Origin of the sequence: Streptomyces sp. Ru62, assembly GCF_002920615.1 — a bacterium.
In the GTDB taxonomy this organism is placed as follows: Bacteria; Actinomycetota; Actinomycetes; order Streptomycetales; family Streptomycetaceae; genus Streptomyces.
The window spans coordinates 85,986-108,850 of the sequence record NZ_PQSU01000032.1; the positions used below are offsets into that span (position 1 = coordinate 85,986).

Consider the following 22,865-nt stretch of genomic DNA (forward strand, 5'->3'; position numbering starts at 1 on the left):
CATCCTTGCTTCCGGTGGGCTGCGCTATGGATGGCCGGATTTCTGATGGACGGTGCTCCGGGTGGCTGGATTCCCCGGTGACCTGTGCTCCTCGTGGCCGGGTTTCCCGATGGCCAGGGCTGCTGGTGGCACTGTTCTTGTGTGGCCCTTGCCTCCGATGGCCTGCGTCTCCGCCGGCTTGGTCCGGTGGGCCGGCCAGGTTCCGTGCGTCCCCTTGCCCGCCGGGTTACCGGGGCGCGGCGACCGGGCTTTCGGCATCCAGGTTCCGGCACCCAGGTTTCCGGCACCCAGGGCCCCGGTGAGCCTGATCGCCGGCGGTTGCGGCGCCGTCCGTCAGAAGTCAGGAGTGCGACAGCCGCCCCGCGCCGCCGGTCCGGCGTATCCGCTCCTGTTCCCGCACGCCCGCCCGCTCCTGGCGTCGGCGGGCGCGCCGCTCCCGGCGCAGGGACCGGGCCGTGCTGCTCGGCTCGGAGACCACGCCGTACCGCTGGTTCCACACCTGGCGGGTGACCCATACGTCGACCACGGCCCAGGTGGCCACCACCGTGCTGGCCACACCGCTGATCACCATGGGGAACGCCAGCCAGGACCCGGCCAGCGTGCACAGGAACGCCACCATCGCCTGGATCAGCGTCACCGCTATGAAGAGGACCGCCCGCACCGCCGCCGTACGCACCGGATCGGGCAACGGGTGCCGGCGCGCGGGCTCCTCGATCCACAACGGGCGGTAGGTCTGCCGCTGTTCGTCACCACCGGGCTCCCCGGCGTGCTCCGGCCTCGGAATGCCCCGATCCGGTGCCTCCTTCCCCCACCGCGCCTGCGAGCGCTCCGCCACGCTCTCCTCGGGTGCCCCGCTCCGCTCCGCCGTGCCCATCACCGTGTCACTCCCCACCGCCGGCAGACCGCTCGCCCCCGGCATCCGAAGACCCCGACTCCCCAGTGGCTGCCCGGCTTGCGCTGCTTTACGCCGCCGGGATGCGGGATGCGGCTCCTGTGGCCCATTCCGCCCCCATTTCCCATAGAGAAGGACGCGCGAGATACCCCGAAGATTCCCAACTGGCGAAAAATTCCGGCCAACCGCCCGGCCGCGTGGCTGTCGCAGCACCGCGCGGGTGTCCTGATCGCGGTGGCGATCTCCCCCCATGCCCGGACAACTCGCCATGTCCGGCAGCCGGTGCGGAAGTTCGCCCTCCGGACATGTCTTCGAGTTAACTGTGAGGCGGTAGTAGGCTCGCGCCGTTTGTTGACGGACATGAGCACCCCCGGCCGGCGGGGGTCGAGCTGGGGGAGGCCATGCGCTTTCGCGGGAAGTCGATCCGCCGGAAGATCGTGGCGCTGCTTCTCGTGCCGCTGGTGTCCCTGGCCGCTGTCTGGGGCTTCGCCACGGTGCTCACGGGGCGTGAGGTCACCCAGCTGTTCCGCGTGACCGACGTCGTCGAGGACATCGGCTACCCCACCGAGGACACCGTTCGCGTCCTGCAGCAGGAGCGCCGCCAGACCCTCGTCTACCTCGCCGACCCGCGCGCCTCCGAGGCCCTTTCGTCGCTGCGCCGTACCCGCGCCGCGACCGACCGGGTGATCGCCACCATCCGCAGGAACGCCAAGGACCAGGACCTCCGGGCCGACGTGGACGCCGACGACGGCGAACACCTCACCGCCGTCCTGGACGCCTTGGACGGTCTCGGGCCTCTGCGCCGCAGCGTCGAGGGAGGCACCCTCACCCGCGCCCAGGCGCTCGACCTCTACAACCGTCTCGTGGACCCCTGCTACGCGCTTCTCGCGTCCCTCGACGGCCTGGACGACGTCGAGCTCGACAAGCAGGCCCGCGCCCTGGTGAACGTCACCCGCGCCCGCGAGTTGCTCTCCCGCGAGGACGCCCTGCTCGGCTCCTCCCTCGTCGTCGGGCGGCTCACCCGCGACGAGACCCGTGACATCTCCGACCTCGTCGCCCAGCGCACCCTCCTGTACGACATCAGCCTCCCGCTGCTGCCCGCCGCGGAGCGCGACCGCTACGAACGCTTCTGGAAGAACGCCACCACGGCCCCGCTGCGGGAGGCCGAACGGACCGTCATCGCCTCGGACTCCGGCACCCCCGGCGATGTCACCGCGAAGAGCTGGGACTCCTCCGCGGCAACCGTCCTGGACGAACTCGGCACCCTGGACGACCAGGTGGGCGACCGCTTCCAGGACCGTATGCGCCCCGTGGCGGTCGGCGTCATCGTGCAGGCGGCCGTCGCCGGCGCCCTCGGCCTGGTCGCGCTCCTGCTCTCCGTCGTGCTCTCCGTCCGGGTCGGCCGTTCCCTCATCCGGGACCTGCGCCAGCTGCGCCTGGAGGCGCACGAGGCGTCCGGAGTCCGGCTGCCCAGCGTGATGCGCCGGCTGTCCGCGGGCGAACAGGTCGACGTCGAGACCGAGGTCCCGCGCCTGGAGTACGACAAGAACGAGATCGGCGAGGTCGGGCAGGCCCTCAACACCCTGCAGCGCGCGGCGGTCGAGGCCGCCGTCAAACAGGCCGAGCTGCGGGCCGGCGTCTCCGAGGTCTTCGTCAACCTCGCCCGCCGCAGCCAGGTGCTGCTGCACAAGCAGCTCACCCTGCTCGACAGCATGGAGCGCCGGACCGAGGACACCGACGAACTCGCCGACCTGTTCCGCCTGGACCACCTCACCACCCGCATGCGCCGGCACGCCGAGGGCCTCGTCATCCTCTCCGGAGCCGCGCCCTCCCGGCAGTGGCGCCGGCCCGTGCAGCTCATGGACGTCGTCCGTGCCGCCGTCGCCGAGGTCGAGGACTACGAGCGCATCGAGGTCCGGCGTCTGCCGCGGGTGGCCGTCACCGGGCCCGCCGTCGCCGACCTCACCCATCTCGTGGCCGAGCTGCTGGAGAACGCCACCGTCTTCTCGCCCCCGCACACCGCCGTCCAGGTCCTCGGCGAGCGGGTCGCCAACGGTTTCACCCTGGAGATCCACGACCGGGGCCTCGGCATGACGGCCGAGGCACTCCTGGACGCCAATCTGCGTCTCGCCGAGACACCCGAGTTCGAACTCTCCGACACCGACCGGCTTGGCCTGTTCGTGGTCAGCCGCCTCGCCCAGCGCCAGAACGTCCGGGTCTCCCTCCAGCCGTCGCCGTACGGCGGCACCACCGCCGTCGTGTTCATCCCCGACGCGCTGCTCACCGACGACGTCCCGGACACCAACGGCGTCGGCTTCCGGCTCGACCGGGACCGCCCGGCGAAGGGCACCGAGCAGGCGCTGGGCCGCGGGGCCGGGCGGTCCCCGGCCCCGTTGCAGCTGCCCGGTCTGCCGACCTCCCTGCTGGACGGCCCTGTCGAGCTGGAGGCGCCCGTCGATCTGGACGCGCTGGACGACTTCCCCGGCGCCCTCCCGGACGAGGACAGCGAACGCGGCGGTCTCTTCCGCCCCCGCCGGGTCCGCCCGGACGCCGAGGAGCAGGCGGCCACCCCGCCGGGCGACCGCCTGCCGCACGACGGAACCCCTGAGCAAGGGGCCGTACCGCTGCCCCGGCGGCAGACGCCCAAGCTCGTCAGCTCGCACGGCAAGCCCGTCACCGACCCGCGGCCCCGCCGCGGCGAACCGGACCCCGGGCCCTCCGCCGCCACGCGCCGCTCCGACACGGAGGGACCGGCCCCGCTGCCCACCCGCCGCCGCGGCGCGTCCTCCCGGCGCCCCACCGCACGCACCGACCACGCCGAGGACAGCACCGCGAGGCCGGCCGGGAGCGCCGAAACGGCCACCGACGTTCCTGCGCTGCCCAGGCGTACCCGGACCGGGACACCCGGCACCGGCGGGCCGGCGGACACGGCATCTCCTCGCCCCGGCACGCGCGGTGCGGCGGACACGGCTCCATCCCGCTCCGAGGCCACGGCCCCGCCCCGCTCCGGCACCGCCGCACCCGTCGCTGACCCGGCCCCGGAGCCGGGCACCGGGCCGCTGCCCCGGCGCGTGCGCCAGGCGAGCCTGGCCCCCCAGCTCAAACACGACACCGACCGGCGCGCCGAGCGCGCGACGTCACCCGCCGACCGCGATGCCGAGGAGGTCCGCAGCCGGATGGCCTCACTCCAGCGCGGCTGGCAGCGTGGCCGGGAGGAGAACGCCGCGGGCGACGAGTCCCGGAACGGCACAGCACGAGGAACGACTAAGGGGGACGGTCGATGACCGCACCGAAGGCGACCGGCCACACAGCGACGGACAAGGGGGAGCTGGACTGGCTCCTGGACGATCTCGTCGATCGCGTCGCCAGCATCCGCAAGGCCGTCATCCTGTCCGGCGACGGCCTGCCCACGGGGGTCTCCAAGGACCTGACCAGGGAGGACAGCGAGCATCTGGCCGCCGTGGCGTCCGGCTTCCACAGCCTCGCCAAGGGCGTCGGCCGCCATTTCGAGGCGGGCAGTGTCCGGCAGACGGTGGTCGAGCTGGATGACGCCTTCCTCTTCGTCACCGCCGCCGGGGACGGCAGCTGCCTCGCCGTCCTCTCGGACGCCGACTCCGACGTCGGCCAGGTCGCCTACGAGATGACGCTCCTGGTCAAGCGGGTCGGCGTCCATCTGGGCACCGCCCCGCGCACCGATCTGCCCGCAGGCGGGTAGTGGGATGACATGAGCGCAGACGGTCAGGGAAGAAACCACTGGTTCGACGACGAGGCCGGGCCGGTCGTCCGTCCGTACGCCATGACGCGTGGCCGCACCACGAGCGAGGGCCAGCACCGCCTCGACCTGATCGCGGTGGTCGTCACGGAGCCCGGCACGGGCGACCCGGAATCGGACCCGACACTGTCCCCCGAACACGTGGAGATCGTCGGACTCTGCCGGGACGTGCCCCAGTCGGTCGCCGAACTGGCCGCGGAACTCGACCTGCCCATCGGTGTCGTCCGCGTCCTCATCGGCGACCTGGTGCACGCCGAACTCGTCCGTGTGACCCGCCCGGTGCCCCCGGCCGAGCTGCCGGACGAGAGTATTCTGCGCGACGTGATCAACGGCCTCCGAGCGCTGTGACCGGCGCGGAAGCGAGGTAGCGACGTGACCGGCTGGCAGTTCTGGGTGGACCGGGGCGGCACCTTCACCGACATCGTCGCGCGCCGCCCGGACGGCCGGCTGCTCACGCACAAACTGCTGTCCGACAACCCGGCACGGTACTCCGACGCGGCCGTCGCCGGCGTACGCGAAATCCTGGGCGGCTCCCGGGAGCCCGTCGAGGCCGTTCGCATGGGCACCACGGTCGCCACCAACGCCCTGCTGGAACGCAAGGGCGAGCGCACCCTCCTCGTCGTCACCCGCGGCTTCCGCGACGCCCTGCGCATCGCCTACCAGAACCGCCCCCGCATCTTCGCCCGCCGCATCGAGCTGCCCGAGTTGCTCCACGAACGGGTCGTGGAGGTGGACGAACGCGTCGCCGCCGACGGCACCGTCCTGCGCGCGCCCGACCTGGACGCCCTGGAGGGTCCGCTCCGGGAGGCGTACGACGACGGGATCCGCGCGGTCGCCGTCGTCTGCCTGCACAGCCATCTCCACCCCGGCCACGAACGTGCCGTCGGCGAACTCGCCGCACGCATCGGCTTCCCGCAGATCTCGCTGTCCAGCGAGGTCAGCCCGCTGATGAAACTCGTCCCGCGCGGGGACACCGCCGTCGTGGACGCCTACCTCTCGCCCGTGCTGCGCCGCTACGTGCGGCACGTCGCCGACGAACTGCGGGGCGTACGGCTGATGTTCATGCAGTCCAACGGCGGGCTGACGGAGGCCGGGCAGTTCCGCGGCAAGGACGCCATCCTCTCCGGACCGGCCGGCGGCATCGTCGGCATGGCCCGCATGTCGCAACGCGCCGGTTTCGACCGCGTCATCGGCTTCGACATGGGCGGCACCTCCACCGACGTCTCGCACTTCGCCGGCGCGTACGAGCGGGTCTTCACCACGCAGATCGCGGGTGTCCGGCTGCGGGCACCCATGCTGGACATCCACACCGTCGCCGCCGGCGGCGGCTCCGTCCTCCACTTCGACGGCTCCCGCTACCGGGTCGGCCCCGACTCGGCCGGCGCCGACCCCGGCCCCGCCTGCTACCGCGCGGGCGGCCCGCTCACCGTCACCGACGCCAACGTCATGCTCGGCCGCATCCAGCCCGCCCACTTCCCGGCCGTGTTCGGTCCCGGTGGTGACCAGCCACTGGACGCCGCCCTCGTCCGTGACCGGTTCACCGCCCTCGCGCGCGAGATCCACGAACAGACAGGCGACGACCGCACCCCGGAACAGGTGGCCGAGGGCTACCTGCGGATCGCCGTGGCCAACATCGCCAACGCGGTGAAGCGGATCTCCGTCCAGAAGGGCCATGACGTCACCCGTTACGCCCTGACCACCTTCGGTGGAGCGGGCGGCCAGCACGCGTGCCGGGTCGCCGACTCGCTCGGCATCCGGACCGTCCTCGTACCCCCCATGGCCGGTGTGCTCTCCGCGCTCGGCATCGGCCTCGCCGACACCACGGCCATGCGCGAGCACTCCGTGGAAGCACCCCTGGAAGCCGCCTCCATGCCCGGCATCCGCCGGACGGCCGACGACCTGGAGGCCGCAGCACGGGCCGAACTCGTCGCCGAGGACATCCCGGAGGACCGCATCCAGGTCATCCGCCGCGCCCAGCTCCGCTACGACGGTACCGACACCACCCTCACCGTCGAGCTCTCCGGGCCCGACGCCATGCGGAACGCCTTCGAGGAACGTCATCGCGCCACGTACTCCTTCACACTCGACCGCCCGGTCGTCGTGGAAGCGCTCTCCGTCGAAGCCACCGGCATCACCGCACCCCCCGATCTCTCCGCCCTCGCCCCGTACGAGGGCCGTGCCCAGGCGCCCGGCACCGTCCGTCTCCACACCGGCGGTGCCTGGCGCGACGTACCCCTCCACCGCCGGGAGGCCCTTCCTCCCGGCGAGGCCGTCACCGGCCCCGCGATCATCACGGAGGCCGGCGCCACGACCGTCGTCGACGACGGCTGGCGGGCCGCCGCGACCGATGACGGGCATCTGCTCATGGAACGCGCGGCGATCACGCAGAGTTCCGATGTGGACACGGAATCCGATCCGGTTCTGCTTGAGGTCTTCAACAACCTCTTCATGTCGATCGCCGAACAGATGGGCGCGCGGCTGGAGTCCACGGCCCAGTCCGTCAACATCAAGGAGCGGCTGGACTTCTCTTGCGCTCTGTTCGACCCGGACGGAAACCTGGTGGCCAACGCCCCCCACATCCCCGTCCACCTGGGATCCATGGGCACCAGCGTCAAAGAGGTCATCCGCCGGCGCGGCTCCGCCATGCGGCCGGGCGACACCTACGCCGTCAACGACCCCTACCACGGTGGCACGCACCTGCCCGACGTCACCGTGATCACCCCCGTCTTCGACACCGACGTGGCCACGGACACGCGGAGTGAACCGCGGATCCTCTTCCACGTCGCCTCACGCGGTCACCACGCCGAGATCGGCGGCATCGCCCCCGGCTCCATGCCGGCCCACAGCCGCACCATCGAGGAAGAGGGCGTCCTCTTCGACAACTGGCTCCTCGCCGAGAACGGCCGCTTCCGGGAAGAGGAGACCCACCGCCTCCTCACCGAGGCGCGGTACCCGTCCCGCAACCCGCGCACCAACCTCGCCGACCTGCGCGCCCAGATCGCCGCCAACCACAAGGGCGTCGACGAGGTGCGGCGCATGATCGAGGAGTTCGGCCTCGACGTCGTCCTGGCCTACATGCGGCACGTCCAGGACAACGCCGAGGAGGCCGTCCGCCGCGTCATCGACGCCCTGGACGACGGCGAGTACGCCTATGAGACCGACTCCGGGGCCGTCATCCGGGTCCGCGTCCGTGTCGACCGCACCGAGCGCCGGGCGACCATCGACTTCACCGGCACCTCCGCGCAGCTCACCACCAACTTCAACGCGCCCGCCGCGGTGGTCAACGCGGCCGTCCTCTACGTCTTCCGCACGCTCGTCGCCGATGAGATCCCGCTCAACGACGGCTGTCTGCGCCCGCTGGACATCGTCGTGCCGTCCGGCTCGATGCTCGCCCCCGAGCCGCCCGCCGCCGTGGTCGCGGGCAACGTCGAAACCTCCCAGGCCATCACCGGCGCCCTCTACGCCGCGCTCGGCGTCCAGGCCGAGGGCTCGGGCACCATGAACAACGTCACCTTCGGCAACGAGCGGCACCAGTACTACGAAACCGTCGCCTCAGGATCCGGCGCCGGCGATGGTTTCCCGGGCGCCGACGTGGTCCAGACCCACATGACCAACTCCCGGCTCACGGACCCGGAAGTCCTGGAATGGCGGCTACCGGTCCGGCTGGAGGAGTTCGCCGTCCGGCGGTGCAGCGGCGGTGCCGGACGGTGGCGCGGCGGCGACGGAGCCGTGCGCCGCATCCGGTTCCTCGAACCGATGACCGTCTCCACGCTCTCCCAGCACCGCCGCGTGCCCCCGTACGGCATGGCCGGCGGAGCCCCCGGGGCGCTCGGCGCCAACCGGGTGGAGCGCGCCGACGGCACGGTCACCGACCTGGGCGGAAGCGGCTCGGCCGACGTCGGCCCCGGCGACCTGCTCGTCATCGAGACCCCCGGTGGCGGTGGCTACGGCCGACCGTCGCCCGACCCCCATCAAGCAGGAGAAGAGATCGATGATCTTCGGGCGTTCTGAGCGCGGCAAGGCTCCGGTCGAGCCCGTCACGCTCAAGATCCTCGTGGCCGGCGGCTTCGGCGTGGGCAAGACGACCCTCGTGGGGACGGTCAGCGAGATCAGGCCGCTGCGCACCGAGGAACTGCTCACCGAGGCCGGGCGGCCCGTCGACGACACCAGCGGTGTGGAGGGAAAGCACACCACCACGGTGGCCATGGACTTCGGCCGGATCACCCTGCGCGAGGACCTGGTGCTCTACCTCTTCGGCACGCCCGGGCAGGAGCGGTTCTGGTTCATGTGGGACGAGCTGTCCGAGGGCGCGCTCGGAGCCGTGGTGCTCGCCGACACGCGCCGCCTGGAGGACTGCTTCGCCGCCGTCGACTACTTCGAGCGGCGTTCCATCCCCTTCCTCGTCGGCGTCAACTGCTTCGAGGGAGCCGCCCGTCACCCCGTGGAATCCGTCCGTCAGGCCCTCGACCTGGACGACGACGTGCCCCTCCTGCTGTGCGACGCCCGTGACCGGGAGTCGGTCAAGGAGGTGCTCGTCGGACTGGTCCAGCACGCGATGGAGTACGCGGCCGACCGCCGCGAGGCCGTCATGCGGTGACCGCGGGACACGGCCCGTACCCCCGCCGACCGGGGTACGGGCCGTGGTCCTGTGCGCCGCGCCCACGCGCGCGTGCAGCGACGTTCCCGCTCCTAGGTTCTGTCCTCCTCCAGCCAGCCGAAGCTCTTCTCCACGGCCCTGCGCCAGTTCCGGTACTCGCGGTCGCGGACCGACGCCTCCATGACGGGCGTCCACTCCGCGTCCTTCCGCCAGTGCGACTTCAGCTCGTCCAGGTCGTTCCACACGCCCGTGGCCAGCCCGGCCGCGTAGGCGGCGCCCAGGCACGTCGTCTCCGACACGCGCGGCCGGATCACCGGGACGCCGAGGACGTCCGCCTGGTGCTGCATGAGCAGGTTGTTCCGGGTCATGCCGCCGTCGACCTTCAGAGTGCTGATCCGCACCCCGGAGTCCTGGTACATCGCGTCCACGACCTCCCGGGTCTGCCAGCTCGTCGCCTCCAGCACCGCGCGCGCGAGGTGCGCCTTGGTGACGTACCGGGTGAGGCCGGTGACGACGCCGCGCGCGTCGGAGCGCCAGTAGGGCGCGAACAGGCCGGAGAAGGCCGGCACGATGTAGGCGCCGCCGTTGTCGTCGACGCTCGCGGCCAGTGGCTCGATCTCGTCGGCGGTCCGGATGATCCCCAGCTGGTCGCGGAACCATTGGACCAGCGCGCCCGTTATCGCTATGGAACCCTCCAGGCAGTACACCGGCGCCTCCCCGCCGATCTTGTAGCCCATCGTCGTCAGCAGCCCGTTCTTGGACGGCACCGGCCGGTTGCCGGTGTTCAGCAGCAGGAAACTGCCGGTGCCGTAGGTGTTCTTCGCGGTGCCGACGTCGTAGCAGGCCTGCCCGAACACGGCGGCCTGCTGGTCGCCCAGCGCCGAGGCCACGGGCACCCCGGACAGCTGCCCGACGGCTGTCCCGTACACCTCCGCGGAGGACCTGATCTCGGGCAGTACGGCCTCGGGCACGTTCATCGCGGACAGGATGGAGGGGTCCCACTGGAGGGTGTCCAGGTTCATCAGCATGGTGCGGCCGGCGTTCGTGACATCGGTGACGTGCCGGCCGCCGTCGGTGCCACCGGTGAGGTTCCAGATCAGCCAGGAGTCGATGGTGCCGAACGCGATCTCACCGCGCTCCGCCCGCTGCCGCAGACCGGGCACATGGTCCAGCAGCCAGGCCGCCTTGGGCCCGGAGAAGTAGCTGGCCAGCGGCAGTCCGGTCGTCTCGCGGAAACGGTCCTGGCCGTCCGCGCCGCCCAGTTCCCCGCACAGGGCCGCGGTACGGGTGTCCTGCCAGACGATCGCGTTGTGCACGGGCTTGCCCGTGGCGCGGTCCCACAGGACCGTGGTCTCCCGCTGGTTGGTGATGCCGAGGGCGCTGAGCTGGTCGGCGCGCAGTCCCGCCCGGGCGAGCGCCCCGGCCACCACGGCCTGCACCTTGGACCAGATCTCGGTGGCGTCGTGCTCCACCCAGCCGGGCCTGGGAAAGATCTGCCGGTGCTCGCGCTGGTCGACGGCGACGACGGCACCGCTGTGGTCGAAGACGATGCAGCGGCTGGACGTGGTGCCCTGGTCGATGGCGGCGACGTACGTGTCGGCGGTGTCCGTCATGGCTGCCCCTGGGTCGCTGGGTCGGATCACTGGTCGGAAGGACGCGTGCGGATCGTGGATCGCGGTGGCGGGAGCGGGGTTTCAGAAGGCCGCGTTGTAGACGATGCCGGCCAGTGCCCCGCCGATCAGCGGCCCGACGACCGGGATCCAGGCGTATCCCCAGTCGGACCCGCCCTTGTGCGGGATCGGCAGGAAGGTGTGCACGATGCGCGGACCGAGGTCGCGGGCCGGGTTGATGGCGTAGCCGGTGGGGCCGCCGAGGGAGAGGCCGATGCCCACGACGAGCAGGGAGACGATGAGTACGGTCGTGCCGGACTCGCCGAGCCCCTTGGTCAGCCCGAAGGCGAGCACCGGCAGGACGAGCGCGACGGTCGCGATGATCTCGGTGACGAGGTTGGCGACCGGGTTCCTGATCTCCGGAATGGTGGAGAAGATGCCGAGGGTCGGCACCGGTTCGCCCGCGGTGCCGTCCGTGGTCCCTTCGGTGCGCACGTTGGCCTGGAACTGGGCGAGATAGACGAGGTAGGCCAGCACGGCGCCGAGCATCGCGCCGGCGAACTGCCCGAGCAGGTACACCCAGACCTTGCCCCACTTCCCGGTGTCCACGGCGATGCCGATGGTGACCGCGGGGTTGAGCTGACCACCGGAGAGAGGAGCGGCGGTGTACGCGCCCGCGAGGACACCGAAGCCCCAGCCGAACGCGATCACGATCCAGCCCGAGGCGCGTGCCTTGGAGTATCTGAGGGTGACGGCGGCACAGACGCCCGCGCCGAACAGGATCAGGATCGCGGTGCCGATGACCTCGCCGACGAATATGTCTCCGTTGCTCATGGCGGCTCCCTTGGCGCCGGCAGGGGGCGATCGGCCCCCGGCCCTGGCGTGCAGGACGGTTCCCTTGGCGACTTCAGCCGAAGGCAGGGAGGGCCCCGCGCCCCGCCCGGCGTCGGTGACGAGCGTGCCGTCGCAGCCGGATCGCCCTGGAGCGCCGGGCCGTGAACAGGACAGACCCGTGCCGCAGTGCCTGATAACGCCAAGAATGTACGGCGATGTCGGCCGACACCGGGAAGTGTTCTCCGGTGCCCCGGGGGCGTCAAGGTTGCCGACGGCGACGGTGACACGGGCGCTCAGTCGGTCTCGGTGGAGCGGGTGCGCCGCAACGGACGTATACGGGGAGGCCGTTCACCACCGTGGCTCGGCGGTCGCGTAGCCGGTCTGCGCCGGGGCCGGGCCCGGGCCGCCGCGCCGGACCTCGTGACCGGGGAGTCCGGCGCGCCCGAGCACCCAACTCCCGCCGTTCAGTGCCTTGGCGGCCTTCTTCAGCGGGGCCAGCTGTGCGGCGGCCTGGTGATGGTCGCGCACGCTGCCCGGACCGCAGACGACCGTCGCCACGGAGAGCGTGACCGGCCGCCCGCCCGCCGCCCAGGGAACGTCCAGCACGGCGGTGACCAGCGGATCGAGCGACTCCTCCTCCGCCAGCACCAGGAAGTCGTCTCCGCCGATGTGCCCCACGCGCGCGTGCTCCGCGACCGCCTGTTGGAGCGCGCGGCCCACCGCGCGGATCAGCTCGTCGCCCGCGGCGAACCCCGCACCGTCGTTGACCTGCTTGAAGTGGTCGATGTCGAGCCAGCTGAGGGCGAACGCCCGCCCGTCGGAGATCCGCCGGTCCACCTCGCTCACGATCACGTCCGAACCGGGCAGCCGGGTCAGCGGATTGAGCCCGGCGGCCTCCTCCACCCGGCTCTCGGCCAGGGCCCGCACCAGATCCGCCAGCCGTACGACGCCGACGCACCGGCCGTGTCCGTCGACCACCGCCACGTCGTCGGAGGTCCGGTCCCGGCCGCCGACCGCCACCACGTCCAGCACCTGCCAGGCCGTCGCGTCGACGCCGACCGTGCGGGGCGCGTCGCCCAGTTTGAAGGCCGGCCGGTCGGCGTACAGGGCGTGCCCGTAGCGCCCCGACATCGACAGCAGGAAACGCGAACGGTGCACCGACCGGACGGGCCTGCCGTACTGGTCCACCAGCAGTACACCGGAGACGTCGGGGGAACCGGTCAGCAGCGCCCGCACCTGTCCGGCCGAGGCGGTCAGCGGCAGGACGGCGGCCGGCCGTACGAACTCCCGGACCGAGGGTCCGGAGCGGGGCACGGTCGCGGCGCCGGGCCCCAGGGGCGGAACGTATACGTCCGCTGCGGGGATGCGGGCCGGCGGAGCGAACAGCTCGCCCTGGGCCAGCTGCGCACCGGCCGACAGCGCCGCCGCGCACTGGAGTTCCGTCTCCACTCCCTCCACCGCGACCAGGGCGCCCAGCCCCTCGCACAGCGTCCGCATCGCCCGCACCGCGGCCGGCCGCGCCAGCAGCGAGGCGTCGAGTTTGACCAGGTCGGGGGAGAGGTCGGTGAGCAGCCGGAGCGGAACGTCACCGTCCCCGATGCCGTCCGCGCTGATCCGGAACCCCTGCGCGCGCAGTGAGGCCACGGCCTCCAGCAGAGCCCGTTGTGGCACATGCGTGTACGGCGGGACGATGTCGAGCGTCACCTCCCAGGCCATGCGCCCCGCCGCGCGGACGGCCTCGTGCAGAGGTGTCAGACCGCCGAGGTCGGCGAGCGTGGCCGCGAACACGTTCAGGTGCAACGGCAGCAGGGTTTCCTTGCGGGCCGCGGCGCGGAGCGCCAACACGGTCAGCCTGCCGTCCAGTTCGGGATCCCGGCGGGCCTCGGCCAGGACGTCGCCGGCCTCCGGGCGGGCGAGTATCTCCAGTGCGGCGACCGCGCCCGTCCTCAGGTTGACCACCGGCTGGAAGGCGAAGCGGAGAGTATCCGTCCAGGAGTGCACGGGAGCATGATGGCGCTGCCCGCGCACGCCCAGGCGCAGTTCATGAGACGTTCACGCAGGATTCCGGGGTGATCACGGAGAGTGGACAGCCTCATCGGCTTCCTTGCCGGCGCAGGAGCCTCCAGCCTCCCTGTGGTCACCGCACGGCTATCACCGATGACCGGTTCCCGGCACGGAGGCCGCTCTTCAAGGCTATCTGACGAGGTATCAGAAGTGTGCCACGGGCAACCGGAAATTGGGCAGGCCGATTCGGTGAACCGAACGGCGGCGCACGGCGTCGTGGTACACGAGGGGCGGCCGGGACCGACGGGGGTGATTCCGGCCGCCTCTTCCGGATCCGCTCGTTCCTGATGCCTCACTAGCGGAACACGCCCCTCCCCTGATCGGATACAGTCCGCGCGTGTCCGAAACTCAGCAACCAACTGCCAACTCCGCGCCCGACTCCCACTGTTCGAGCTGCGGAGCGCCCTATGGAGAGGGCGTTTCCGGATGGCCGCGCACCTGCCCGTCCTGCGGCACCATCGCCTACCGCAATCCGCTGCCGGTCGCGATCGCTCTCCAGCCCGTGTACGACACCAAGGGCACGGCCCTGGTCGTCATCACCCGAACCGTCGCCCCCGCCCGCGGAGGCATCGCCCTGCCGGGCGGGTACATCGACGACCGCGAGGACTGGAAACAGGCCGTCGTACGGGAACTCAGGGAGGAGACCGGAATCGAAGCAGCCGCCCGTGATGTGCGGCTCGTGGACGTCATGAGCTCACCCGACGGGCACCTGCTGCTGTTCGGAGTGCTGCCGGAACGCCCGGCCGACGGACTGCCGCCCTCCGGTCCCACGGACGAGACCGAGGGCTGGCAGCTGCTGCGCAGGCCCGAGGAACTCGCCTTCCCGCTGCACACCGTGGCCGTCAAGGCTTGGTTCGAGGGCCGCTACGTCTGAGCCCGCGGCTCAGCCGAGCCCGCGCACACGCACCGGGTAGGGCGGCGTCGCCACGCCGTCCTCCCGGTCCCGGGTGACCACCACCCGCCCGCCGTGCCGACGGACGACGTAGCGCTCGATCTCCGGTTCCTCCCACCCCTCGCCCGGGTCCGCCACGACCAGGCCGGCCCCGGTGCGTCCGCGCGCGGGCGCCCACACCTCCAGCTCCAGCCCGCCGTCGGCGCCACGCACGGGCAGCACCGCCCCCGCGCGCGCGAGCACCGGTGTGCGAGACAGCGGCGCGTCCACCAGGACCCGCCCCGGCCCCTCATGGACCTCCTCCGTCAGCGTGTCGTACCAGCGGCCCCGTGGCAGCCGCACCGCGCGCCGGCGGACACCGGGATCCAGGACGGGGGCCACCAGGAGGCCGTCGCCCAGCAGAAACGTGTCCTCACAGTCACGCAGCGCCCGGTCCTCCGGTGCCCCCCACCACAGCGGCCGCACATACGGAGCGCCGGTCCGCCGGGCCAGATGCGCCAGCGTCAGGAAGTACGGGAGCAACCGCCGCCGTTCGAGCAACGCCACGCGCGCGTGCTCCAGCACCTCGGCACCGAACTCCCAGGGCTCCCGGCGCCCCGCCCGCAGGCTCGCGTGGGTGCGGAACAGCGGCAGATACGCGCCCAGCTGGAACCAGCGCAGATACAGCTCCGGCGACGGACTGCCGTCGAAACCGCCCACATCCGGGCCCGAGTACGGCACCCCGCACAGCCCCAGACCCATCACCAGCGACAACGACGCCCGCAGCCCCGGCCAGCCGGTCGCCACGTCCCCCGACCATGTGCCCCCGTACCGCTGCAGCCCCGCCCAGCCCGAGCGGGAGAACAGGAAGGGCCGCTCCTCCGGCGCCAGCTCGCGCAGCCCCTCATAGGCGGCCTGCGCCATGCACAGCGCGTACACGTTGTGCCCTTCCCGGTGGTCACCGCCGCGCCCTTCCAGGGCATGCCGGGCCGAACGCGGCAGCGTCGGCTCACCGAAGGCGCTGAACGACGTCGGCTCGTTCATGTCGTGCCAGAACCCCGCGAAGCCCTGCTCCAGCCGCTCCTCGTACAGCCCGCCCCACCACGCACGCGCGCGTGCGTCCGTGAAGTCCGGGAAGACCGACTCGCCGGCCCACGCGACACCCCGCACCTTCCGGCCCTGCGCGTCCCGCACGAAGGCGTCCACGGCCGCGCCGCTCTCGTACACGGCACTGCCCGGCTCCGCCCGGACCGCCGGATCGACGATCGACACCAGCCGGATCCCGTCCCGGCGCAGCTCCTCCGCCAGCACCGGAAGCTTGGGAAAACGCTCCTGGTCGACCGTGAACACCTGATGGTCGTCATAGTGGTCGATGTCCAGGTGCACGGCGTCCAGCGGCAGCCCGCGCTCGTGATAGCCCGCGACGATCCGGCGCACCTCCTGCTCGCTGCCGAATCCCCACCGCGCGTGCTGGTGGCCCAGCGCCCACGCCGGCGGCAGGGCGGGCGCACCGGTCAGCGAGGCCCACGTGTGCAGCACGCGCGCGGGAGTCCCCACCATCACCCAGCAGCGCAGTGGACCGCCGTCCATCCGCACCTCGCAGTGCCCCGCCCGGTCGTGCCCGGACCCGGCACCCTCCTCGCCCTCCCGCAGGACCACCGCGCCGTCCCAAGTGGTGTCGTGGAACACCAGATGGGTGCCGGCATCCGCCACCACCAGCTGCACCGGCATCGTCAGGTACAGCGGATCGTCGCCGGGTCCGAACGCCCGGCCGGGATCGGTGTTCCACAGCCGGTACCTGCCATCGCGCAGCCGGGGCCCGCCCGCGCGGCCGCCCAGGCCGAAGAACCGGGCGTCGGCGGCCACCTCCGACCGCAGCATCCACCGCGCCGTCCCCCCGCCGACCGGCTCCCACCAGCGCGGCGGCAGATCCCTCCGCAGCACCACCCCGCCCGGAGTGCACACCTCCACCGCGCCGTGCCGCGACACGACGACCGTCGCCCGCTCGGCCACCACGCGCCAGCCGCCGTCCTTGTCCGGCTCCAGCACCGCCCGCGGATCCGGCTCGGGACCGCTCCCCGCCAGCGCGTACGACGGCTGCGGACCAGCCCCGTCCACCCCCAGAAGACCGCTCCGTTCACCGCCACGACGATCCGCAGCTCCGAGCGGCCGAACCGGATCAGACCACCCCCGGGACCCGGCTCCGCGCCCCGCACCTGACCCGGCACCCGGGCCCGCTCGGGCCCCCGCCGCGGGAGCGCGGCGGCGTCGATACGCCTCCTGCGCCACGCCGCCCGTACGGTACGCAACCCCTGGGCCGCCCTGCCCGAACCGACCACACTCACCGAACGCACCAGGTCACGACCGTCCATGCTGCTCACCCTGCCACTGAGCGCCCCACGCGCGTGTGTCGTTCAACTGTCGTTCACCCGTGCCCGGACCACATCTTCATGACATGGACTGTGTGGAGCGCACCCTGGTGTAGAAGTCGATCACATGGCATCGTCCCTGTCAGCCGCGTCACGCGCACACCCCAGCCCGTGCGCGGACCGACGCACACGACGCGCACAGCCCGGGAGCCGCACCAATGTCGACCGCGAACCCCCAGCCGCTCTGGCAGCCCGATCCCCAGCGGATCGCCCAGGCCCGCATCACCCGGTTCCAGGCATGGGCCGCCGAACACCACGGCGCCCCCGCCGAGGGCGGGTACCCGGCCCTGCACCGGTGGTCCGTCGACCAGCTGGACACCTTCTGGAAAGCCGTCACCGAGTGGTTCGACGTACGGTTCTCCACGCCCTACGCGCGCGTGCTCGGCGACCGGACCATGCCCGGCGCCCAATGGTTCCCCGGAGCCACCCTCAACTACGCCGAACACGCCCTGCGCGCCGCGGCCGACCGCGCGGACGAACCCGCCCTCCTGTACGTGGACGAGACGCACGAGCCGCGCCCGGTGAGCTGGTCCGCGCTGCGCCGCCAGGTCGGCTCCCTCGCCGCCGAACTCCGCGCCCTCGGCGTCCGCCCCGGCGACCGGGTCAGCGGCTACCTCCCCAACATCCCCCAGGCCGTCGTCGCCCTCCTCGCCACCGCCGCCGTCGGCGCCGTCTGGACCTCCTGCGCCCCCGACTTCGGCGCCCGCAGCGTCCTCGACCGCTTCCAGCAGGTCCAACCCGTCGTCCTGTTCACCGTCGACGGCTACCGCTACGGCGGCAAGGAGCACGACCGCCGCGAGGTCGTCGCCGAGCTGCGCCGCGAGCTGCCCACCCTGCGCGCCGTCGTCCACATCCCCCTGCTCGGCACCGAGCCCCCCGAGGGAGCCCTGGAGTGGTCCGCGCTGACCGCCGGGGACACCGAGCCGGTCTTCGAGCAGGTCCCGTTCGACCACCCGCTGTGGGTGCTCTACTCCTCCGGCACCACCGGCCTGCCGAAGGCCATCGTCCAGTCGCAGGGCGGCATCCTGGTCGAACACCTCAAGCAACTCGGCCTGCACTGCGACCTCGGCCCCGAGGACCGTTTCTTCTGGTACACCTCGACCGGCTGGATGATGTGGAACTTCCTCGTCTCCGGCCTGCTCACGGGCACCACGGTCGTCCTGTACGACGGCAACCCCGGCTACCCGGACACGGGCGCGCAGTGGCGCGTCGCCGAACGCACCGGAGCCACTCTCTACGGCACCTCGGCCGCCTACGTCATGGCCTGCCGCAAAGCCGGCGTCCACCCCGCACGCGACTACGACCTGTCCACAGTGAAGTGCGTCGCCACCACCGGCTCCCCCCTGCCGCCCGACGGCTTCCGCTGGCTGCACGACGAGGTCCGCGACGACCTGTGGATCGCCTCCGTCAGCGGCGGCACCGACGTCTGCTCCTGCTTCGCCGGCGCCGTACCCACCCTCCCGGTGTACACCGGGGAACTCCAGGCACCCGGCCTCGGCACCGACCTGCAGTCCTGGGACCCCAGCGGCACCCCCCTCATCGACGAAGTCGGCGAACTCGTCGTCACCAACCCCATGCCGTCCATGCCGATCCACTTCTGGAACGACCCCGACGGCAGCCGCTACCACGACAGCTACTTCGACACCTACCCCGGCGTCTGGCGGCACGGCGACTGGATCACCGTCACCTCCCGCGGGACCGTGATCATCCACGGCCGCTCCGACTCCACCCTCAACCGGCAGGGCGTGCGCATGGGCTCGGCCGACATCTACGAGGTCGTCGAGCGCCTGCCCGAGATCAAGGAATCCCTGGTCATCGGCATCGAGCAGCCCGACGGCGGCTACTGGATGCCGCTGTTCGTGCACCTGGCACCGGGCGCCGTCCTGGACGAGGCCCTCCTGAACCGCATCAAGCAGGCCATCCGCGAGCAGCTCTCCCCACGACACATCCCCGACGAGATCATCGAGGTCCCCGGCGTCCCGCACACCCTCACGGGCAAACGCATCGAGGTCCCGGTCAAGCGCCTGCTGCAGGGCACCCCACTGGACAAGGCGGTGAACCCCGGCTCCATCGACGACCTCGCCCTGCTCGGCTTCTACGAGGAGCTCGCCCGCAAGCGCGCCTGACCCCCGGACGATCACCCTCCGCATCCGGGCCGCTGTGCGGCCCAAGCGATGTGACCTGCGCGGACGACCTCGCCACCCGACCGTGACCACCGGCGGCACCGCCATTGTCAGTGCCGCCGGTTACGGTAAGTGAGCATTGATCGACCGCGCACTGGGGGAATTCATGGCGCACACCGACCACCAGACCATGCGGCGCGTCCTGCGCCGCGAGATCGCCGGCACCATCGGCGTACTCACCGACGACCACGACTTCCGCGCCATGCGGCGCTACCGCAGCTTCACCTTCGACGACCACACCACCTACCTCCGGCAACTGGAGGCCGTCCTCCAGGCCCGCGCCGCACAGGGCGACCACACCACCCTCGCCCTGTTCGACCCCGAGGACTACGCCGCGTACTGCGCGGACACCGGCCTCGACCCGGATGCCCCGACCAGTCGGACCCGATTCACCGCGGAACTCGCGGCCACCGGCCCGACCATCCCCTACGACGGCCGCCCGCTCGCCGTCCTGCTGCCCGCCCTCGTGGACGAAGCCGTACGCCAGGCCACCTGGGAGTACGCCACCACCCTCCTGACCCGCCTCGGCCCCTGCCCGACCTGCGGCGAGGACATCGGCAGGGCAGCCTTCACCCGCGCCTCCGACCTCGTGGTCCGCATCCTCGACACCGCACCACCCGGCGACCGGCACCTCGTCTGCACCGTCGCCGGACCCCCGGACACCCTCGTCGCCGTCCTCCACGGCGACCAGGACCCACATGGCGCGACCCGCCTGGACGAGGCCGAAGCCCTGGAATTCACCAGCGTCCTCGCCCTCGGCCTCGCGACCCGCAGCCCCGGCGGACTCGTCATCCGCGTCAGCACCGACGGAACGGCCGACCGCGTCTACGGCTGGCGACTGCGCGGCGGCGCCCTCGAACCACTGACGGCATCCGAGGTGTTCGACGCCTACTGCACCGACGTCGAATCCGGCGAGCTGATCTCCCCGGAACCCGGCGTCGACTACCGCGAGCCGCCCGCCCTCGGAGAGGAGAGCACCACCCCGGGCCACCGCCACTGAGCCCCGCACACTCCGCGGCCCGAACGCATCAGGGGCGCCCCACCCGAAGGCAGGACGCCCCTGAACCGACCACCAGCGGTGACCGGTACGGCTACTCGCCGGACAGCACAGCCTGAGCCGCGCTGCGCGCCTCCTCGGCACTGTCCGCCGCACGCGCCGCCGCCGCGGCCCGCTCACACTGCGCCAGCGTGTACTTCGCCAGCGTGGCACGCACGTACGGGATCGACGCCGCACCCATGGACAGGGAGGTGACACCCAGACCGGTCAGCACACAGGCCAGCAGCGGATCCGACGCGGCCTCGCCGCACACCCCACAGCTCTTGCCCTCGGCCGTGGCCGCCTCGGCGGACAGCGCGACCAGGTCGAGCAGCGCCGGCTGCCACGGGTCCTGCAGGCGCGACACCGCACCCACCTGCCGGTCCGCCGCGAACGTGTACTGCGCCAGGTCGTTGGTCCCCAGCGACAGGAACTCGACCTCCTGAAGAATCGAGCGCGCCCGCAGCGCGGCCGAGGGGATCTCGACCATGGCGCCGAACTTCGCCCGCAGCCCCGCCTCACGGCAGGCATCGGCAAAGGCCTTCGCGTCCCTGCGGTCCGCCACCATGGGCGCCATGACCTCAAGGTAGACGGGCAGCCCCTCGGCGGCCTTCGCCAGCGCCGTCAGCTGAGTGCGCAGAACCTCGGGGTGGTCGAGCAGCGTCCGCAGCCCCCGCACGCCGAGAGCCGGGTTCGGCTCGTCCGCCGGCGTCAGGAAGTCCAGTGGCTTGTCGGCCCCAGCATCCAGCACCCGCACGACCACACGGCTCTCGGGGAACGCCTCCAGCACCTGCCGGTAGGCCTCCACCTGCTTCTCCTCGGAAGGAGCGTTCTTGCTGTCGTCCAGGAACAGGAACTCGGTACGGAACAGACCGACACCCTCGGCCCCCGCCTCGACGGCCGCCGGCACATCCGCCGGCCCGCCCACGTTGGCCAGAAGGGGCACCTTGTGCCCGTCCGCGGTCACCCCGGGACCCGTCGAAGCGGCCAGTGCGGCCTTGCGCGCGGCGGCTGCGGCCTCCAGCTCCGCCTTCTTCTCCTCGCTCGGGTTCACGAAGACATCGCCGGTGCTGCCGTCGACGGCGATCAGCGTGCCCTCGGCCAGCTCACCGGCACCGGGCAGCGCCACCACGGCCGGCACCCCCAGAGCCCTCGCCAGGATGGCGCTGTGACTGGTCGGACCGCCCTCCTCGGTCACGAAACCCAGCACCAGGGAGGGGTCCAGCAGCGCGGTGTCGGCCGGAGCGAGATCACGAGCCACGAGCACATAGGGCTCGTCACTGTCCGGGACACCCGGCATCGGCACGCCCAGCAGCCGGGCGACGATACGATTCCGCACGTCATCGAGGTCGGCCACGCGCCCGGCCAGGTACTCACCGGCACCGGCCAGCAGCTCCCGGTACGCCGCGAAGGCGTCGTACACGGCACGCTCGGCGGTGCTGCCGACGGCGATCCGCCGGTCCACGTCGGCCATCAGCTCGGGGTCCTGCGCCATCATGGCCTGTGCCTCCAGCACGGCCTGTGCCTCGCCCCCCGCCAGATTGCCGCGCGCCATCAGATCGGCGGCCACGGCGTCCACGGCCTGGCGGGCCCGTCCCTGCTCCCGCTCCGCGTCCTCGGCGGGAATCTGCTTGGCCGGCGGCTCCAGAACCGCCGTGCCCATGTGCCGTACCTCGCCGATCGCCACGCCATGGCTCACGCCGACGCCTCGCAGCGTTGTCTCCATCTCACCCGTCTCCGGATAGTGCGGCGGGTCCCGCCGCCGCGGTGGTTGTCCTGTTCGCCGCCTTACGACGGCAGTGCTGTCAGTTCCAGGAGAAGAGGCTGTCGCCGACCTTCACGTCCCCGTCCTCACGGAGGTCGGAGAGCGACTCGGCGGTGGCTTCCAGGGCGACGACCGGACACACCGGCGACTTGCCGGCGGCCTCGACCGCAGCGGGGTTCCAGCGCACGACGGCCTGGCCGCGGGTCACGGTGTCGCCCTTGTTGACGAGAACCTCGAAGCCCTCGCCGTTGAGCTGGACGGTGTCGATGCCGAGATGGGTGAGCACACCGTGCCCGCTCTCGTCGACCACGACGAACGCGTGCGGATGCAGGGAGACGATGATGCCGTCCACGGGCGCCACGGCCTCGGAGATCTCACGCACGGGGTCGATCGCGGTGCCCGGGCCGACCATGGCCCCGGAGAAGACCGGATCCGGCACTGCGGCCAGTCCGATGGCACGCCCGGCAAGAGGGGACGTCACGGTGGTCATGGGAAGCCTCCCAGGGAGTGGAGCTGTTCACGGGCCGTCACTGGCAGTCCCCGGACGGCGCACTGAGCAGCAGCGTATGTCATGTGAACTGGCGGTTCCGGATGGAAGCTACCAGTTAGTGGTCTAGACCACCAGCTCACCGGATTTGCATGGCCTCCAAGGCTGCGTGTACAGTCGTACTCCTGCCGGGGGGTAGTGAGGCGTGCAACCGCATCCTCCTCCGACAGCAACCAAACTCATCAGATCCTATCTCTGGATCTCCTTCTGCATGCTCGCAGCAGGGTGGTCAGAGAGACGGAAAAACCCTGGTAGAGTTTGAAAC

14 protein-coding genes and 1 pseudogene are annotated in these 22,865 nt (G+C 71.8%); 8 read left to right on the forward strand and 7 right to left on the reverse strand.

Going from position 1 to position 22,865, the window contains the following annotated elements:
• Positions 1-340: 340 nt before the first annotated feature.
• Positions 341-874: a hypothetical protein gene (locus C3492_RS34275; RefSeq protein ID WP_103816550.1), complete on the reverse strand. Its 534-nt coding sequence runs from the start codon at positions 872-874 to the stop codon at positions 341-343.
• A gap of 419 nt (positions 875-1,293) precedes the next feature.
• Here C3492_RS34275 and C3492_RS34285 point away from each other — a divergent pair, with 419 nt between their 5' ends.
• From C3492_RS34285 to C3492_RS34305, 5 genes are read left to right on the forward strand one after another with little or no spacing between them, the layout of a single operon-like run.
• Complete coding sequence (locus C3492_RS34285; protein WP_103816534.1) at positions 1,294-4,176, forward strand: nitrate- and nitrite sensing domain-containing protein; 2,883 nt, start codon at positions 1,294-1,296, stop codon at positions 4,174-4,176.
• A complete protein-coding gene (locus C3492_RS34290; protein ID WP_103816535.1) occupies positions 4,173-4,607 on the forward strand; it encodes a roadblock/LC7 domain-containing protein in 435 nt (144 codons plus the stop codon). Before C3492_RS34285 ends, C3492_RS34290 begins: the two co-directional genes overlap by 4 nt.
• Before the next feature lie 9 nt (positions 4,608-4,616).
• Positions 4,617-5,012 (forward strand): DUF742 domain-containing protein, encoded by a 396-nt coding sequence (locus C3492_RS34295; protein ID WP_103816536.1) that lies wholly within the window; start codon positions 4,617-4,619, stop codon positions 5,010-5,012.
• Positions 5,013-5,036: 24 nt separating this feature from the next.
• Positions 5,037-8,675: a hydantoinase B/oxoprolinase family protein gene (locus C3492_RS34300; RefSeq protein ID WP_103816537.1), complete on the forward strand. Its 3,639-nt coding sequence runs from the start codon at positions 5,037-5,039 to the stop codon at positions 8,673-8,675.
• The gene (locus C3492_RS34305) at positions 8,656-9,261 is read left to right on the forward strand and encodes an ATP/GTP-binding protein (protein WP_103816538.1); all 606 of its coding nucleotides are present in this window, start codon (positions 8,656-8,658) and stop codon (positions 9,259-9,261) included. Before C3492_RS34300 ends, C3492_RS34305 begins: the two co-directional genes overlap by 20 nt.
• A 92-nt stretch (positions 9,262-9,353) precedes the next feature.
• Here C3492_RS34305 and glpK read toward each other — a convergent pair whose 3' ends face one another.
• The 3 genes from glpK to C3492_RS34320 form a co-directional block, all read right to left on the reverse strand.
• Positions 9,354-10,874: a glycerol kinase GlpK gene (gene glpK, locus C3492_RS34310; RefSeq protein ID WP_103816539.1), complete on the reverse strand. Its 1,521-nt coding sequence runs from the start codon at positions 10,872-10,874 to the stop codon at positions 9,354-9,356.
• 81 nt (positions 10,875-10,955) lie between these two features.
• Positions 10,956-11,705, reverse strand: coding sequence for an MIP/aquaporin family protein (locus C3492_RS34315; RefSeq protein WP_103816540.1), 750 nt, complete (start codon positions 11,703-11,705; stop codon positions 10,956-10,958).
• Positions 11,706-12,053: 348 nt separating this feature from the next.
• On the reverse strand, positions 12,054-13,706 hold the full coding sequence (locus tag C3492_RS34320) for a GGDEF domain-containing protein (RefSeq protein WP_103816551.1): 1,653 nt from the start codon (positions 13,704-13,706) through the stop codon (positions 12,054-12,056).
• A 400-nt stretch (positions 13,707-14,106) separates the two neighbouring features.
• Between C3492_RS34320 and C3492_RS34325 the strand changes: the two genes are divergently transcribed.
• Entirely contained in the window at positions 14,107-14,643 is a 537-nt protein-coding gene (locus C3492_RS34325; RefSeq protein WP_103816541.1) for an NUDIX domain-containing protein, read from the forward strand.
• A gap of 9 nt (positions 14,644-14,652) precedes the next feature.
• Here the strand turns inward: C3492_RS34325 and C3492_RS34330 are convergent.
• Positions 14,653-17,012, reverse strand: a pseudogene (locus C3492_RS34330) (glycoside hydrolase family 31 protein).
• A 215-nt stretch (positions 17,013-17,227) separates the two neighbouring features.
• Here C3492_RS34330 and C3492_RS34335 point away from each other — a divergent pair.
• Together C3492_RS34335 and C3492_RS34340 are read left to right on the forward strand one after the other, a co-directional pair.
• Positions 17,228-19,195 carry an acetoacetate--CoA ligase gene (locus tag C3492_RS34335; protein WP_103816542.1) on the forward strand — a complete coding sequence of 656 codons (1,968 nt, stop codon included), beginning with the start codon at positions 17,228-17,230 and terminating at the stop codon, positions 19,193-19,195.
• Between the two features lie 163 nt (positions 19,196-19,358).
• A complete protein-coding gene (locus C3492_RS34340) occupies positions 19,359-20,252 on the forward strand; it encodes a hypothetical protein (protein ID WP_103816552.1) in 894 nt (297 codons plus the stop codon).
• Between the two features lie 91 nt (positions 20,253-20,343).
• Here C3492_RS34340 and ptsP read toward each other — a convergent pair whose 3' ends face one another.
• Together ptsP and C3492_RS34350 are read right to left on the reverse strand one after the other, a co-directional pair.
• A complete protein-coding gene (ptsP, locus tag C3492_RS34345) occupies positions 20,344-22,014 on the reverse strand; it encodes a phosphoenolpyruvate--protein phosphotransferase (protein WP_103816543.1) in 1,671 nt (556 codons plus the stop codon).
• Positions 22,015-22,093: 79 nt separating this feature from the next.
• Positions 22,094-22,543 (reverse strand): PTS glucose transporter subunit IIA, encoded by a 450-nt coding sequence (locus C3492_RS34350; RefSeq protein WP_103816544.1) that lies wholly within the window; start codon positions 22,541-22,543, stop codon positions 22,094-22,096.
• Between the last annotated feature and the right edge of the window lie 322 nt (positions 22,544-22,865).